16 protein-coding genes and 1 pseudogene are annotated in these 14,502 nt (G+C 70.9%); 7 read left to right on the top strand and 10 right to left on the bottom strand.

Annotation, left to right across the window (positions count from 1 at the left end; genetic code table 11):
- Nucleotides 1-27: 27 nt before the first annotated feature.
- Both ADK67_RS28220 and ADK67_RS28215 read right to left on the bottom strand, forming a co-directional pair.
- A complete protein-coding gene (locus ADK67_RS28220) occupies nucleotides 28-3,198 on the bottom strand; it encodes a bifunctional diguanylate cyclase/phosphodiesterase (RefSeq protein ID WP_082403932.1) in 3,171 nt (1,056 codons plus the stop codon).
- 223 nt (nucleotides 3,199-3,421) lie between these two features.
- Entirely contained in the window at nucleotides 3,422-4,609 is a 1,188-nt protein-coding gene (locus ADK67_RS28215; protein ID WP_053719553.1) for an NAD(P)-dependent malic enzyme, read from the bottom strand.
- 286 nt (nucleotides 4,610-4,895) lie between these two features.
- Here ADK67_RS28215 and ADK67_RS28210 point away from each other — a divergent pair, with 286 nt between their 5' ends.
- Nucleotides 4,896-5,489, top strand: coding sequence for a dTDP-4-dehydrorhamnose 3,5-epimerase family protein (locus tag ADK67_RS28210; RefSeq protein ID WP_053719636.1), 594 nt, complete (start codon nucleotides 4,896-4,898; stop codon nucleotides 5,487-5,489).
- 36 nt (nucleotides 5,490-5,525) lie between these two features.
- On the opposite strand, the gene ADK67_RS28205 is transcribed toward ADK67_RS28210, so the two are convergent.
- On the bottom strand, nucleotides 5,526-5,861 hold the full coding sequence (locus ADK67_RS28205; RefSeq protein WP_082403930.1) for a S26 family signal peptidase: 336 nt from the start codon (nucleotides 5,859-5,861) through the stop codon (nucleotides 5,526-5,528).
- Nucleotides 5,862-5,939: 78 nt separating this feature from the next.
- On the opposite strand from ADK67_RS28205, the gene sodN reads away from it, so the two are divergent.
- Nucleotides 5,940-6,359: a superoxide dismutase, Ni gene (gene sodN, locus ADK67_RS28200; protein ID WP_053719552.1), complete on the top strand. Its 420-nt coding sequence runs from the start codon at nucleotides 5,940-5,942 to the stop codon at nucleotides 6,357-6,359.
- Between the two features lie 63 nt (nucleotides 6,360-6,422).
- On the opposite strand, the gene ADK67_RS28195 is transcribed toward sodN, so the two are convergent.
- Complete coding sequence (locus ADK67_RS28195; protein WP_082403928.1) at nucleotides 6,423-6,908, bottom strand: RICIN domain-containing protein; 486 nt, start codon at nucleotides 6,906-6,908, stop codon at nucleotides 6,423-6,425.
- 467 nt (nucleotides 6,909-7,375) lie between these two features.
- Here ADK67_RS28195 and ADK67_RS28190 point away from each other — a divergent pair, with 467 nt between their 5' ends.
- The gene (locus ADK67_RS28190; protein WP_053719550.1) at nucleotides 7,376-7,981 is read left to right on the top strand and encodes a histidine phosphatase family protein; all 606 of its coding nucleotides are present in this window, start codon (nucleotides 7,376-7,378) and stop codon (nucleotides 7,979-7,981) included.
- Entirely contained in the window at nucleotides 7,974-8,459 is a 486-nt protein-coding gene (locus ADK67_RS28185; RefSeq protein WP_053719549.1) for a GNAT family N-acetyltransferase, read from the top strand. Before ADK67_RS28190 ends, ADK67_RS28185 begins: the two co-directional genes overlap by 8 nt.
- Here the strand turns inward: ADK67_RS28185 and ADK67_RS28180 are convergent.
- Entirely contained in the window at nucleotides 8,434-8,931 is a 498-nt protein-coding gene (locus ADK67_RS28180; RefSeq protein ID WP_053719548.1) for a hypothetical protein, read from the bottom strand. The two genes, ADK67_RS28185 and ADK67_RS28180, sit on opposite strands and share 26 nt — an antisense overlap.
- A 68-nt stretch (nucleotides 8,932-8,999) precedes the next feature.
- Here ADK67_RS28180 and ADK67_RS28175 point away from each other — a divergent pair, with 68 nt between their 5' ends.
- Nucleotides 9,000-9,449, top strand: coding sequence for a MarR family winged helix-turn-helix transcriptional regulator (locus ADK67_RS28175; protein WP_053719547.1), 450 nt, complete (start codon nucleotides 9,000-9,002; stop codon nucleotides 9,447-9,449).
- Here ADK67_RS28175 and ADK67_RS28170 read toward each other — a convergent pair.
- The 5 genes and pseudogenes from ADK67_RS28170 to ADK67_RS28155 all read right to left on the bottom strand — a co-directional run bounded on the left by ADK67_RS28170 (nucleotide 9,412) and on the right by ADK67_RS28155 (nucleotide 12,653).
- Complete coding sequence (locus ADK67_RS28170) at nucleotides 9,412-10,044, bottom strand: DUF4328 domain-containing protein (RefSeq protein ID WP_053719546.1); 633 nt, start codon at nucleotides 10,042-10,044, stop codon at nucleotides 9,412-9,414. The genes ADK67_RS28175 and ADK67_RS28170 overlap by 38 nt on opposite strands.
- Nucleotides 10,045-10,104: 60 nt before the next feature.
- Nucleotides 10,105-10,170, bottom strand: a pseudogene (locus ADK67_RS55430) (zinc-ribbon domain-containing protein); the annotation flags it as partial.
- Nucleotides 10,171-10,242: 72 nt separating this feature from the next.
- The gene (locus ADK67_RS28165; protein WP_231648388.1) at nucleotides 10,243-11,028 is read right to left on the bottom strand and encodes an SAM-dependent methyltransferase; all 786 of its coding nucleotides are present in this window, start codon (nucleotides 11,026-11,028) and stop codon (nucleotides 10,243-10,245) included.
- A gap of 245 nt (nucleotides 11,029-11,273) precedes the next feature.
- Entirely contained in the window at nucleotides 11,274-12,023 is a 750-nt protein-coding gene (locus ADK67_RS28160) for a S1 family peptidase (RefSeq protein WP_053719544.1), read from the bottom strand.
- A 225-nt stretch (nucleotides 12,024-12,248) separates the two neighbouring features.
- On the bottom strand, nucleotides 12,249-12,653 hold the full coding sequence (locus ADK67_RS28155; RefSeq protein ID WP_197289652.1) for a hypothetical protein: 405 nt from the start codon (nucleotides 12,651-12,653) through the stop codon (nucleotides 12,249-12,251).
- Between the two features lie 296 nt (nucleotides 12,654-12,949).
- Between ADK67_RS28155 and ADK67_RS28150 the strand changes: the two genes are divergently transcribed.
- Both ADK67_RS28150 and ADK67_RS28145 read left to right on the top strand, forming a co-directional pair.
- Nucleotides 12,950-13,894 carry a diacylglycerol/lipid kinase family protein gene (locus tag ADK67_RS28150; protein ID WP_053719542.1) on the top strand — a complete coding sequence of 315 codons (945 nt, stop codon included), beginning with the start codon at nucleotides 12,950-12,952 and terminating at the stop codon, nucleotides 13,892-13,894.
- A gap of 226 nt (nucleotides 13,895-14,120) precedes the next feature.
- Nucleotides 14,121-14,375: a WhiB family transcriptional regulator gene (locus ADK67_RS28145; RefSeq protein ID WP_053719541.1), complete on the top strand. Its 255-nt coding sequence runs from the start codon at nucleotides 14,121-14,123 to the stop codon at nucleotides 14,373-14,375.
- The last annotated feature ends 127 nt before the right edge of the window (nucleotides 14,376-14,502 follow it).

The raw sequence follows: 14,502 nt of genomic DNA, 5'->3' as shown, positions 1-14,502 counted from the left end.
CGTCCATCGGGACCCGAGTATCGCCGATCACCCGGCGCGGGGGATGTGCAACGGACCAAGTGCCAGCACCGCGCGGAACTCCTTGGGCGGCACGGGACGCGAGAACAGCCAGCCCTGGTAGGTGTCCACGCCGATGCCGCGCAGCACCTGGAACTGGGTCGCGGTCTCCACGCCCTCGGCCACGCACCGGCGGTCCATCGCGCGGGCCATGTCGACCACCGCCTTGGCGACGGCGAAGTCGGACGGGTCCTTGCCGAGGCCGGAGACGAACCGGCGGTCGACCTTGATGATCTGCGCGGGCAGGTCCTTGAGCCGGGCCAGCGACGAGTAGCCGGTGCCGAAGTCGTCCACGGCGAACCGGATGCCCCGCTCCACCAGCTCGTCCATCGTCTGGCGCACCCGTGACGGCAGGTCGACCAGCGCGGTCTCCACCAGTTCCAGCACCACCCGGTCCCACGGGATGCCCGCCTCGGCGATCGCGTCGGCCACGATGTCGGCGAACTCCGGGTCGCCCGGCACCAGCCCCGCCAGGTTCACCGCGACGGACACCGGCTTGCCGCCCGGTTCCGGCCAGGTCGACGCCTCCTTCAACGCGGTGCGCAGCACCCACCGGTCCAGCTCGCGCATCAGGTCGCCCTGCTCGGCCACGGGCAGGAACACGTCCGGCGGCAGCAGCCCCCGATCCGGGTGCGGCCACCGCACCAGCGCCTCCGCGGTCTGCACCACGCCGTCCACGCCGACCACCGGCTGGAAGTGCAGCGCCAACCCGTCGTGCTGCAACGCCTCCCGCAGCTGGCCCTCCAGGTGCACCTGCCGGTCGGCCGAGGCGATCAGCGCCGCGCTGGCCAGCGACACCCGGCCCGCGCCGGACCGCTTGGCCTCGAACATCGCCGCGTCGGCGAACCGCAGCAGGTCGTTGCCGGTGGCGCGGGAACCGTTCGGCACGGCCGCGCCGATCGACGCCGACACCCGGACCAGCTGCCCGTGCACCGGCACCGCGGTGCGCAGCAGCCCGGCCACCTTCGTGGCCAGCGCGTCGACACCGCCGACCTGGTCCAGGTTCTCGCAGATGATCACGTACTCGTCGCCGGACAGGCGGGCCGCCGTGCAGCCGTCGGGCAGGCCGCCCTCGAGCCGCCGCGCCAGCGCCACCAGCAGCTCGTCGCCCGCGTCGTGGCCGAGCGAGTCGTTGACCCGCTTGAAGTTGTCGATGTCGCAGAACAGCACCGCGACCTTCGACCGGGCCGGCGACTCCAGCAGCTCGCCGAGCATCTCCTTGACCAGCGCCCGGTTCGGCAGGCCGGTCAGCTCGTCGTGCGTGGCCTGGTGCCGCAACGCCTCGGCCGTGCGGCGGCGCTCGGTGATGTCCTGGAACACGATCAGCCAGAACCGGCGGCCGTCGTCCTGCACGGACAACGCGATGTGCAGCTCGCAGTACACCTGGACGCCGTCGCTGCGGACCAGGATGCGCTGCGGGACCTTGTGCGTGCGCTCGGCGTCCGGCGCGGACATCTCGTCGATCGACGGCAACCGGGGGTCGTGGTCGTCCGGGTGGGTGAGCTGGCTCGCGGTCATGCCGCGCAATTGCTCCAGGTCCATGCCGAGCAGGTCGCACAGCGCGTCGTTGGCGTCGACGAGCCGCTCGCCCTCGTCGAACAGGCCGATGCCGACCGGCGTGAGCGACACCAGGTCCGCGAAGCGCTGGCTGGACCGTTTCATCCTCGTCTCGGCGGCGCGCTGCTCGGTGATGTCCTGCGCGGTGCCGACCGCGAGCGGCAGGCCGTCCGGGCCCTTGACCACCACGCCGTAGCAGCGGAACACGCGCTGCTTGCCGTCACGGCGCACGATCCGGTGTTCGAGCTGGATCGGCACCTCCTCGGTGGCCAGCTGCTGCCACAGGTCGTCCACCCAGCCGCGGTCGTCGGGGTGCACGAGGTCGAGGTAGGTCTGGTAGCGGGTGTGCTCGTCGCGCGGCACGTCGAACAGCTCGGTCAGCATGTCCGACCACACCACGTCGCCGGTCTGGAGGTTCCACTCCCAGACGCCGAGCTGCGCGGCCTTCTGCGCGTCGGCGAGCCGGCGGCGGTCGTCGCGGAGTTGGCGCTCCAACGCGCGGGCCTCGGTGACGTCCTGGACGGTGCCGTGCAGGTGGCTGACCTTGCCGCCCTCGAACTCGGCCCGCGCGCGGCACACGTAGACGCGGTCGCCGTGCTCGCTGCGCACCTCGACCTCGACCGTGCTGCCGTCCTCCGCCCGCCCCAGCAGGTCCTGCAGCGCGGGGCGGTCGTCCGGGTGCACGGCCATCAGCGGGGCGCCGTCCGGGTCGACGCCCGCGGCGGTGCCCATCTCCCGCAGCACCTCGCTGCGGTGCAGCGCGCCGGACGCGACGTCGTAGCTCCAGCTGCCCATGCGCGCGATGCGCTGCGCCTCCAGCAGCCGGGCGCGTTCGGTCTCCAGGGCGCGATCGGACCGCCACTGGTCGGTGATGTCGCGGATGTAGCCGGTGATGAACTGGGTCCGGCCGTCCGATCTCAGCTTCGCCTCGGCCACGCCGCGGATCCAGCGCAGTTCCCCGTCGGGCCGGATGATGCGGTAGACGATGTCGATCGGGTTGCCGTCGAGCGCCCGGTTGGCCCAGTAGCTGGCGACCATGTCGTGGTCGTCGGGGTGCACGACGTCGAGCACGGCCTGCGCGCCGGGCACCACCTCGCCGGGCCGCACGCCCATCATCTCGTAGTGCGACTCGGACCAGACCGTGACGCCGGTGTCCGGGTCGTACTCCCACGAGCCTATCTGCGCCACCCGTTGCACGGTGCGCAGCCGGCGCTGCTCGTCGCGCAGGTCCTCGGCGGCTTGCGCGAGGTCGGAGACGTCGACCATCAGCACGGCGTGCAGGCCGGTGCCGGGCACCTGGGTGCGCACCACGCGGACCGGCACGAGCGCGCCGTCGGCCTGGTGCAGGCGCAGGTCGTCCGGGCCGCCGAGCAGCAGTTCGCCCAGTGATCGGCCGATGAGGTCGTCGGCGGAACGGGCCTTCGTCAACGCCACCGCGGCGGGGCTGGCCCGCATGACGACGCCCTTGGGGTCGCACAGCAACGTGGGCGCCTCGGGCAGCGCTATGCCGTCCAACGCCACGTCGCCGTTCTGCGGACGCGCTGGGTCGAGCACCACCGGAGCGCGTCCAACCCGCTTGGGCACGGTCCCACCTTCCCGTGTCTACGGCAGGGATGACCGGCCCGACCGCACCCAAAGACGGCGTCCCTCTCCACGGGCAATATTCACCCGAGGAGAGGGACGGTAGCGCTTCGGAGCGTCATCGCCCACCCCTCAACGGGCTAACGAAACAACACGTTAGCGGTTTCGTTGCCTGCCGACGGGTACGGACGGATGCGGCCGGAGCTCTCCCAACTCCGACTTGGAGTCAGGCTACTCCGTCTTCGCGGGCTGCCAAGGCCACGGCGGCGGCCACTTCCGGGCCGACCCGCGGGTCGAGGGCGCTCGGCACGATCCGGTCGACCGAGAGGTCGTCGGCGGCGACCGCCGCGATGGCCTCCGCGGCGGCGAGCTTCATGCCCTCGGTGATCCGCTTCGCGCCCGCGTCCAGCGCGCCGCGGAAGATGCCGGGGAACGCGAGGACGTTGTTGATCTGGTTCGGGAAGTCGCTGCGGCCGGTGGCGACCACGGCGGCGTGCCGACGGGCCACGTCCGGGTGCACCTCGGGGTCCGGGTTGGACAGGGCGAACACGATCGACCCGTCGGCCATGCTCGCGATCAGCTCCTCGGGCACCTTGGACGACGAGACGCCGACGAACACGTCCGCGCCCCGCAGCGCCTCGGCGATGCCGCCGCGCAGGCCGCTCGCGTTGGTGACCTCGGCCAGCTCCGCCTTGACCGGGTTCAACGCGTCCCGGCCGACGTGCACGATGCCGCGCGAGTCGACCACGGTGACCTCGCCGATGCCGGCGGCCAGCAGGATCTTCGCGCACGCCACACCGGCCGCGCCCGCGCCGGAGATCACCACGCGCTGGTTCGCCACGTCCTTGCCGAGCACGGTGTTGGCGCCGCGCAGGGCGGCCAGCACCACGACCGCGGTGCCGTGCTGGTCGTCGTGCATGACCGGCACGTCCAGGGCCTCGATGAGCCGGGCCTCCAGCTCGAAGCAGCGCGGCGCGGCGACGTCCTCCAGGTTGACCGCGCCGAACGACGGGCGCAGCCGGACCAGCGTCTCCACGATCTCGTCCACGTCCGTGGTGTTCAGCACCAGCGGGATGGAGTCGAGGCCGCCGAAGGTCTTGAAGAGCGCGGCCTTGCCCTCCATCACCGGCAGCGACGCGCTGGGGCCGATGTCGCCCAGGCCGAGCACTGCGGTGCCGTCGCTGACCACGGCGACGAGGCGGTGGGCCCACGTGTACTTGGCGGCCAGGCTCGGGTCGTCCGCGATGGCCCGGCTGACCCTGGCCACGCCGGGCGTGTAGGCGATGGAGAGGGCGCGCGGGTCGGCCAACGACGCGGTCGCGCCGATCGCCAGCTTTCCGCCTTCGTGCGCGCGGAAGATTTCCTCGTCGCTCAATTCGGTGGTCGTCTGGGGCTGGTCGTTCAAAGCGGTCACGGAAGTCCTCCTGCGGTGCGCGATACCTGCGGCGCACCGGGACCGGCGTTGTCACGCGGGTCGACGGGGCCTGTCTGGGAGTCGTCCGCGCGGTCTGCGGGACTGCTCTCGGTGGCGGTGTGCGGGCAAGCATGGCAGCGTCGCCGGCCGCTGTCTGCGGCGGGGATCACAGTTATTCCGCAGGTCAGAGGTAGTGCCACAGAACGTACGTCCGGTTTTCTGGACCGACCGGTCAGTTTCCGCAGGCAGGATCGGTCAAGAACCGGCGGGACCTAGGGTGTTCGCCATGCAGGCACGTGAGTTGAAAATTTCCGGCGCATTCGAGTTCACCCCTTCGGTGTTCCCCGATGACCGCGGTTTGTTCGTCGCGCCGTACCAGGAAGCGGTGTTCGCGGAAGCCGTCGGGCACCCCCTGAAGGTCGTCCAGACGAACCACAGCGCGTCCAAGCGCGGCGTCGTGCGCGGCCTCCACTACGCCGACACGCCGCCGGGGCAGGCCAAGTACGTGCACTGCCCGCGCGGGCGGCTGCTGGACGTCGTCGTGGACCTCCGCGTCGGCTCGCCCACGTTCGGCGAGTGGGACGCGGTGGAGCTGTCGGAGGGGGTGTTCAACTCCGTGTACCTGCCCGAGGGGATGGGGCACGCGCTGATGGCGCTGGAGGACGGCACGGTCGCGTCGTACCTGTGCTCGGAGGGCTTCAACCCGAAGGCCGAGCACGCCGTGCACCCGTTGTCGATGGACCTGCCGTGGCCCGCCGACGTGACGCCCCTGCTGTCGCCGAAGGACGCGGCGGCGCCGACGTTCGAGGAGGCGCGCGACGCCGGCCTGCTGCCGTCGTACGACGACTGCGTGGCCTGGTACGCGAAGCTGCGCGGCTGACCTCGCGCGCCGGCGGTTCAGCCGTTCGCCGGCGGTTCAGCCGTTCGCGGCGGGCCGCCGGCGCAGCAACCGGGGCCGCGGCCAGAGCCGGACGCGGATCACCCCCACCACTTCCGCGGGCCCCAGCGTGCGCGAGTCCGTGGACGCGAACGGGTTGTCGCCCTCCACGTGCCAGCCGACGCCGGCGGGCCGGACCGCCCGCTTCACCGACAGCTGCCCGGGCCGGGCCGCCCACCTGACCAGCACAAGATCGCGCGGACGCGGCGGCTTCCCGAAGTGGATCAGCACCACGTCCCCCGTCCGGAGGGTCGGCGCCATCGAGGGTCCGACCACCCGAACCAGCGGCAACGGGTTGGCTTCCGGCCGTGCCAACGATCACCTCCACCTGCTCGCGGCGGGGCCCCGGAGTAGGGTTCCCCACGTCGGAGCATCCACTGTCAGGGAGGAAAGATGCGACTTCTGTCGCGCATCCGTTCACTCCGCCGCCCGCTCCTGGAGGCCACCGCGCACTGCGACCTCCCGTGCGGTGTTTACGACCCGGCCCAGGCCCGGATCGAGGCCGAGTCGGTCAAGGCGATTCAGGAGAAGTACCAGGCGAACGAGGACCCCGAGTTCCGCTCCCGCGCCATCCTGATCAAGGAGCAGCGGAGCGAGCTCGTCAAGCACCACCTGTGGGTGCTGTGGACCGACTACTTCAAGCCGCCGCACTTCGAGAAGTACCCGGAGCTGCACGACTTGTTCAACCGGGCCACCAAGGCAGCCGGCGCGTCCGGCGCGAAGGGCTCCATGGACCCCGCCAAGGGCCAGGAGTTGCTCGACCTGATCGCCCAGATCGACAAGATCTTCTGGGAGACCAAGGCCGCGGCCTGATCACCTGCTCGACAACGGCGCCGACCGGCGGGATCCGTCCCACCGGTCGGCGCCGTTTCGCGATCAGCCCCTCAGGTAGTGGAACACCCACCGTTGGTTGTTGCTCTCGTAGTCGGGGTTCGTGTAGACCTCACCGGAATCCCTGGCGTCCAGGTACATGCCCGTGGCCACGTTCTGCACCTTGAACCCGCGCCCATCCTCGTCGCCGATCCACCACAGCTGGTTCCTGCTGTCGCCGAAATCGGGGTTGGTGTAGACCTCGCCGGTCCCCCGGCTGTCCAGCACCATGCCCGTCTCCACGTTGCGGATCTTGACCGCCCCGTTCTGCGGGTCGACCAATTCCCACTCCTGATTCCGGCTGTCGTAGTACGGGTTGGTGTACACCTCACCGGTTCCGCGACTGTCGAGGAACTGATCAGTGGCGTAGTTCCGGATCTTGTAGTCGGCGTTCAGCCGTTCGCCCGACTGGGCGATCGCCGCTCCGGACTGCGAGACCAGGGCCAGCATCATGCCGCCGACCACCGCCAAGGTCAGGAAAGGTCGCCTCATTTTCTGCTCCGATCACAGCTCGTGTTCACTTTCACCGCGTGAAATGGATGTCGTGAGCCGTCGCCACCGCAAGAAGGGGCGAGGGTCGCCGAAAGACGTTCGAGCGCGGACATCCCGGACTTACCCATACATGGCAACACACCGCGGGCGGGCTCACCAGGCACCTCACCTGAGAGGACAAACGGTGCATACCAACGTGGGTCGCATGAGAACAAACATCGGCGCTGCGCTGGAGAACCCGTGGTTTACCCGGGTAATCGTCCGCCGGGCGCGGCCGGCCGCATTACCCGACCGTGGGGTAGGCGTGACGGTTCGTCGTCCCGATCACGCCGGCCGCGGTGAGCAGGGAGGCCGGCCCGCGGGTTTCGACGGTCGGGTCAGGCGCCGCAGCTCCTCCGCCGCGCTGTCGCAGCCGCCCGTTCCACCCCGGCCCGGCGACGGGGTGCGGCGTCCGTAAGCTCGGGCTCGTGACCTCACACGTCTACCTGCTCCGGCACGGTCAAACCGAGTGGTCCGAGAGCGGTCGGCACACCGGGCTGACCGACGTTTCCCTGACCGAGACCGGGGTGCAGCAGGCGCGGCGCGCCGGTGCCGTGCTGGCCCGGCTGCGCGCCACCGACCTGCCGCCCGCGCTGGTGCTGTCGAGCCCTCGCCAGCGCGCTTGGCGGACCGCCGAGCTGGCCGGGCTGCACGACGTCGAGCGCACCGAGGAGCTCGCCGAGTGGAACTACGGCGACTACGAGGGCCTGACCACCCCCAAGATCAGGGAGACCGACCCGGGCTGGACGGTCTGGACCCACGCCGTGCCCCGGGGCGAGACGCACGACGAGGTGCACGCGCGCGCCGCCAAGGTGCTGGACCGGGCCCGCCAGGCGCTGCTCAGCGGTGACGTGGTGCTGGTCGGGCACGGGCACTTCAGCCGCGTGCTCATCGCCACCTGGCTGAACCTGCCGCCGAGCGAGGGTGTCCACTTCGGACTGGACCCGGCCGGCACGACGGTGCTCGGCGACGAGCGCGGCGACCCGCAGGTCCGGCGGTTGAACGTGCCCGCCTGGGAAGTCGACGTTGACTGATCCCCGCGTCCGCCGGATCCGCGAGGAGGACGTGCCCGCCGTCGTCGCCCTGGTCGAGGAGCTGGCCGAGTACGAACGCGCCCGGCACGAGTGCCACCTGACCGTCGAGCAGCTGCACGACGCGCTGTTCCGCCCCTCGCCCGCCCTCTTCGGCCACGTGGCCGAAGTGGACGGTCGGGTGGTCGGCATGGCCTTGTGGTTCCTCAACTTCTCCACCTGGCGCGGCACGCACGGCATCTACCTCGAAGACCTCTACGTCCAGCCGGATCAGCGCCAGAGCAGGCTCGGCCGGGCGCTGCTGCAGGCCCTCGCCGAGGAGTGCGTCACCCGCGGCTACGCGCGCCTGGAGTGGTGGGTGCTCGACTGGAACGCGCCCGCGATCGGCTTCTACAAGTCGCTCGGCGCGCTCCCGATGGACGAGTGGACCGTCTTCCGCCTCACCGACGACTCGCTCACCGAACTGGGACGGCACGGCTGACGGCCACCTGCCGGATCAGCCCGACCCACCACACGAACGTGAACGCGATGACGGTCGGGTTCTTCGCGAACAGCAGCACGGCCAGGTAGGTCTGCCGCGCCGACTCGGGCAGCAGCCCGCCGACCACCTGCTCGGCGACGACGTCGAACACCAGGAACGCCACCGCCAGCAGCACGCCCTGCCACACCAGGCTGGGCCAGTGCCGCGTCGCGAACGACCGCGCGTCCGCCCACCCCAGCCGCTCTCCCCTGGTCGCCAACCGCCAGATCACGATGACCAGCACCACCCGCGCGGCCACCACGACGACCTCCGAGGCGACCGCGACCCCGCCCGGCACCAGGTCGCCCCAGTTCACCACCACGAGCCGCTGCACGGACGCCACCAGCGACAACCCGACGATCACCGCCCAGTGCCGCAGGTAGAACCGCCCGGCCCAGCGCGGCACCTCGACGGCGAGCCTCAACTCCGACATGCGCACCTCTCACTGGCCAGATATTTTAGTTCAGTGTACTGAAATATCGAGCGCGGTAAAGTGACGGCATGGACGCGCGGGACTTCGGACGTGAGCTGAGCACGGCGGTGGTCGCGTTCCACGAGGCCGTCGGCGCGCGGTTGGGCGTGACGGCCGTCGACCAGCGCGCGCTCGCGCTCATCGCGGGCAAGGGCCCGCTGTCGGCGGGCGAGTTGGCCAAGGAGATCAACCTGACCCCCGGCGCGATCACCGGCGTCGCCGACCGGCTCGAACGCGCGGGCCTGGTGCGGCGCGAACCCGATCCCGGCGACCGCAGGCGGGTGGTGATCACCGCGATCCCCGGCGCGTTCGGGCAGGTCTTCGCCGGGCTGGGCGCGGCCATGGGCGAGGTGGCCGCGCGCTACAGCCCGGCGGAGCAACAGGTCATCGCGGACTGGGTGGTCCGCACGGTCGACGTGCTGAAGGAGCAGACCCGCCTGCTCAGCGAGTCCGGACGGCCCGCTCCTGGTCGACCGTGATCCGGTGCACGACCACCGCCAGCGAGGCGGCGGCCAGCGCCAGGCACACCGAGTTGAGCCACGTCGCGCCGAGGTCGAAGCCGGCGTAGAACTCCGCCGACCTCGACGTGGCGGTGACCCTCTCCGTCATCGTCAGCCGGAAGGCGGTCACCCACGACAGCACCCAGCACGCCCACCACACGGCGACCGGCCAGGTCACCGTCGCCCGCCTGTCCGGCGCCACGGCGGCCCACCCGGTGTCGAGCACCACCCGCAGCGGGATGTAGACGTTGGCCAGCGGCACGAACCAGCCGCCGATCGCCCACCCCGGCCCGAACTGGTGCCGCACGGCCACCGCGTTGCGCCGCGCCCGGTGCAACCAGACCAGGAACACCACGGCGGTCACGAGGAACAGCAGGACGTGCAGCAGGCCGGCCAACGGCACGACGCTGATCACCAGCGCCAGCACCGCCTCCGCGCCCAGCAGCACCAGCAGCGGCAGCCGCAGGGACGAGACGTTCTCCCACCGCCGCGGCTCCGGCGACGCGTACGCGGGGTGACCCGGATACCCGGCCGGCCCATAAGGCGCCTGCACGGCCGGTGGCGCGTAGGGCATCTGCGGCGCGTGAAGCGGTGGTGGAGTTTGGTAGGACGGCGAGGCCTGCCGCTCCAACGAGGCCCCACACGCGCGACAGCTCGACACGCCGGACAAAACGGGCGTGCCGCAGTTCGGACAAGTCATGGTGATCCCCCCGGGCCACAACCACCGCGAACGCGGTTGCCGAACCCTAGACCAGCAGCCTGACCAGGGAAATCAGCCGTTCGGCCGCTTCACGCCCACCGCGCCGTAGGTCACGGCCCCGGCGCTGGTCGCCGGCTCGCCCTCGCCACGCCACTTCGTCGCCAGCACCAGCCCGGGGTCGAACAGGTCGAACCCGTCGAGCATCGACTCGACGTCCGGCTTGGACCGCGCCACGATCGGCGAGTCGGTCTCGGCGGCCACCCCGACCAGCTTGCGCACCAGCTCCGGCTGCTCGTCGGCGGTCAGGTGGCTGATCACCAGGTAGCTGCCGTCGGCGATCGCGTCCCGGTAGCGGCGGACCAGCTCGACCGGGCGGTCGTCGTCGGCGATGTACGGCAGGATCGCCACCATCAGCACGGCGATCGGCCGGGTCAGGTCGAGCAGCTCGCGGACCTCGGGCGCGCCGAGCACCGCGTCCACGTCCCGGATGTCGGCCTCGGCGATGGCCGCGCCCGCGTTGTCCCGCAACATGGTGCGGCTGTGCGCGACGGTGGCGGGCTCGTTGTCGACGTACACCACGCGGCACGTCGGGTCGGCCTGCTGGGCGACCTCGTGCACGTTGCCCGCGGTGGGGATGCCGGAGCCGAGGTCGAGGAACTGGCGGATGCCCTGCGCCACGCACAGCCGCACGGCCCGGCGCAGGAACGAGCGGGTGTGCTGGACCATGGCGGCGGTCGGGATCTCGTTCATGGACCGGTCGGCGAACTCGCGGTCGACCGCGAAGTTGTGCGCTCCGCCGAGGTAGTAGTCGTAGAGCCGGGCCACGTTGGGGCGCTCGACGTCACCGTTGGTCGACACCCACCTCGGGGGGTTCTGCACTGCGCACCTCACCCTGCCTGCACCCGGAGAGCGGCGTGAACGCCTGCCAGACCGTATCTGGCTACTCCGTTCGTGTCCATCCACCAAATGTGAACACGCAGGGTGATTGTGACTGGTGAGTGGCCCCGGATCAAACCGCGGTGCCCGGCCGAGGGGCGGCGCAGGGGGGAGAGGTGCCAGGCCCCCTCGGCCGGGGAGTCCCGCTCAGCGGCGGGGAGTTCCGCTCACACGCCGGCGTAGGAGCGGATCCAGTCGCGGTAGCGGGTGACGGCGGTGTAGTTCGAGCGGGTGGAGCGGTCGCTGGTGGAGGCCACCCCGACCTGGTAGCGGCGGCCGTCGACCGGGCTGGTGGCGAACATCGGGCCGCCCGAGTCGCCGCCGGCCGCGATGCCATCGATCCGGGACACCGAGATCGCGATGCCGCCGCGGTAGTCACGCCCGTTGACCGAGGTCACGCGCGTGTTGGCGTACTTGAGGTAGCGGGCCTGGCAGTTGATCTCCGGCTGGTTCGTGCAGGTCGCGCCCCAGCCGTAGAGCTGCACGGTCTGGCCGACGGCCACGGCGGTCGTGGTGCCCAGCGGCGCGTAGGTGCCCGAGACCGACCGGTCCAGCCGCGCCAGCGCCAGGTCGACCGACGGGTGCTGGATGATCTGGGTGGCGGTGGCCAGGGTGCCGCCGGTGGTCTGGTCGAGGCTGCCGATGCGGAACGTGTAGGTGCCCGAGCTCGCCACGCAGTGCTGCGCGGTCAGGACCCACGTCGGGGCGATGATCGTGGCCGAGCAGTTCTGCTGGCCGTTGCGGAACAGGCGGGCGGCCCAGGGGGCGTTGCTCGCCGTGCCGCCGCCGATGATGTACGGCTCGATGCCGCCGGCCTCCTGGGCCGATGCCGCCGGCGCGAACGCGGTCAGGGCGAACGCGGACAGCAGTGCGGTAGTGGCTCCGACCACCGCGGACAGGGCGCGATTGAGTCGCATGGAGTTGTCACCTCAACGAACGCAGGGAGTGGTGAATTCACCACTCACAGCGTCACCTGTCGGAGTGACGCCGGCCACCCGCCGTTAGTCGGCGAGCACCCAGACGATGGTCGCGCGGCCAAATGGCCCTGACCGACCTGGCGCCGACCTGGCGCCGACCGGCAGTGGCGCCGACCCGATGTGGCAGTGACCGACACGGCCTCGACCGCTGTGGCCGTGACCGCCCTAGGCGTCCGCTTCTTCCTCGTCCACGCCGAGCGCCCACCGCCGCACCGGGTTGGTGAACAGCAGCACGAGCGTCCCCACCACGTACACGCCCAGCAGCGCGCCCCACAGCTGGCGGTCGGACGGCCCGTACATGTACCAGGCGACACCCAGGAGGAGGAGCTGCACGACGATCGCGGGCGTGCGCCCCCAGTGCTTGCCGAGCACCAGCCCGACACCGGCCGCGAGCACGCCCGCCGACAGCACCGCGAAGTAGGCGGCCTCGCCGAGCACCTCGCCGGACTTCTCCGCGCTGAACGACCGCACCACCAGCGCGACCGCGAACGCCAGCCCGGCCAGGCCCTGCAACGCGGTCAGCGCACCGGCTGCCCGGACCGCCGGTGGGACCACGGGTTCGGTCGACACGCTGACCCTTTCGGCTGCGCCCTCAACTGGGCCATTCCTCACGGTGCGTACTCGTCACGCATCGTAGGCCACCCGGTTGGCGAGTCCCGTTCGACCGCCCCAGGAGCGATGATCACAGGAGTCTCTTCGGCGAGCCGGCGGTCGGGCCGGGGTGCACTTGTCGCGGGACGCGGTACGACGCAGACCCAGGGAAGTGGGACGCGAAAGGAGACGTCGACCACTATCGTGCGCTCTGAACCCTCCTACCGGGTGACACGCAACCTGTCCGAGGTCACGCGCTGTCTTACCCTGCAGTAGTGCGCGCACTTCTGGTGGTCAACCCACAGGCGACGGCAACCACGCCTGCCGGTCGGGACGTGCTCGCGCACGCACTGGCCAGCGATGTGAAGCTCGACATCGTCGAGACGGACTACCGCGGTCACGCGGCGAACGCCGCCGCGCAGGCCGTCGTGGACGGGTACGACCTGGTCGTGGCCCACGGCGGCGACGGCACGGTGAACGAGGTGGTCAACGGCGTGCTGCGCGAGGGCGCGCAGCCGGGCCTGCCCATGCTCGGCGTGGTGCCCGGCGGCTCGGCGAACGTGTTCGCGGGCGCGCTCGGCCTGCCGCGCGACCCGGTCGAGGCCACCTACCGCCTGCTCCAGGCCATCGAGCACGGCACCAGCCGCAAGGTGAGCGTCGGTCACGTCTCGGCCACCGGCGCGGGGCTCGACCACGACCGCTGGTTCACCTTCAACGCGGGCGTCGGCTGGGACGCCGACGTGGTCGCCGCCGTCGAGCACCAACGCGCCAGAGGTCGCCAGGCGTCACCGACCCTCTACGCGCGCACCGCGCTGACCAGCTACTTCACCCAGCGCAGACAGCCTCCGACGCTCACCGTGCACATCCCGGAGGAACCGCCGTTCGAGGACGTGCGGCTGGCGTTCGTCTCGAACACCGACCCGTGGACCTACCTCGGCGACAAGGCGATCCGGCTCAACCCGAGCACCTCTTTCGACGGCGGCCTCGGCTTGTTCGCGCTGCACGGGATGGGATTGCCGACAGTTCTTCGCTATCTCGCGCATCTCTTGGCCACGGATGGGAACCCCAAGGGCGGGAACCTGCTCCGGCGCGACGACGTCGAGTTCGTCCGGGTGACTAGTCCGGAACCCGTCAACCTGCAGGTTGACGGTGACCTGCTCGGCGCCTGCACCGAGGTCGAGTTCACCGGGGTGTCGAGCGCGCTCACGGTCGCCGTGTGACCGGGGTGTGACCGGCTCGGTACCCATCCGCGATGTTGTGACCTGGTGTGACACCTCTCCGTGAAACCCCAGGTGAACCCAGTCGATCTTTCGGGTGAGTTCACTCACCGGGTTGGGGCTAAACCCTTGACATCCCCGCCGTTCGTGAAAGCATTCACAAGCACCCCAAAACCGACCGCTGACGAGTGGCGCGCCTTCGCGCGCGCCTAGCTGAGGAGTAGTTCCAATGGACTGGCGCCACCGCGCGATCTGCCGCGACGAGGACCCCGAGCTGTTCTTCCCCGTGGGGAACAGTGGTCCTGCGCTCCTGCAGATCGCCGAGGCGAAGACCGTCTGCCGCCGCTGCCCCGTCGTCTCCGACTGCCTCTCGTGGGCGCTCGAGAGCGGCCAGGACGCCGGCGTGTGGGGCGGGATGAGCGAAGACGAGCGTCGCGCCCTCAAGCGCCGCAACGCTCGCACCCGGGCTCGCAGCAACGCCTGAGCCACCTACAGCAAGCACACGAAAGGCCCGACACCGTGCCAGGTGTCGGGCCTTTCGCTTGTGTTGCACACCCTCCCGCATGACCACGTGACTCCGCTGAGGTAGGTCGTCACGTGTGCACGGGGAG

Origin of the sequence: Saccharothrix sp. NRRL B-16348 (assembly GCF_001280085.1) — a bacterium.
In the GTDB taxonomy this organism is placed as follows: Bacteria; Actinomycetota; Actinomycetes; order Mycobacteriales; family Pseudonocardiaceae; genus Actinosynnema.
The sequence above is the reverse complement of the archived record's forward strand: the minus strand, read 5'-3'. Positions and strand labels throughout refer to the sequence as shown.

Coding starts and splice junctions, on each gene's coding strand:
- ADK67_RS28210 (WP_053719636.1), top strand. CDS start 4,896: ATGCAGGCACGTGAGTTGAAAATTTCCGGCGCATTCGAGTTCACCCCT.
- sodN (WP_053719552.1), top strand. CDS start 5,940: ATGCGACTTCTGTCGCGCATCCGTTCACTCCGCCGCCCGCTCCTGGAG.
- ADK67_RS28195 (WP_082403928.1), bottom strand. CDS start 6,908: ATGAGGCGACCTTTCCTGACCTTGGCGGTGGTCGGCGGCATGATGCTG.
- ADK67_RS28180 (WP_053719548.1), bottom strand. CDS start 8,931: ATGTCGGAGTTGAGGCTCGCCGTCGAGGTGCCGCGCTGGGCCGGGCGG.
- ADK67_RS28175 (WP_053719547.1), top strand. CDS start 9,000: ATGGACGCGCGGGACTTCGGACGTGAGCTGAGCACGGCGGTGGTCGCG.
- ADK67_RS28170 (WP_053719546.1), bottom strand. CDS start 10,044: ATGCCCTACGCGCCACCGGCCGTGCAGGCGCCTTATGGGCCGGCCGGG.
- ADK67_RS28160 (WP_053719544.1), bottom strand. CDS start 12,023: ATGCGACTCAATCGCGCCCTGTCCGCGGTGGTCGGAGCCACTACCGCA.
- ADK67_RS28145 (WP_053719541.1), top strand. CDS start 14,121: ATGGACTGGCGCCACCGCGCGATCTGCCGCGACGAGGACCCCGAGCTG.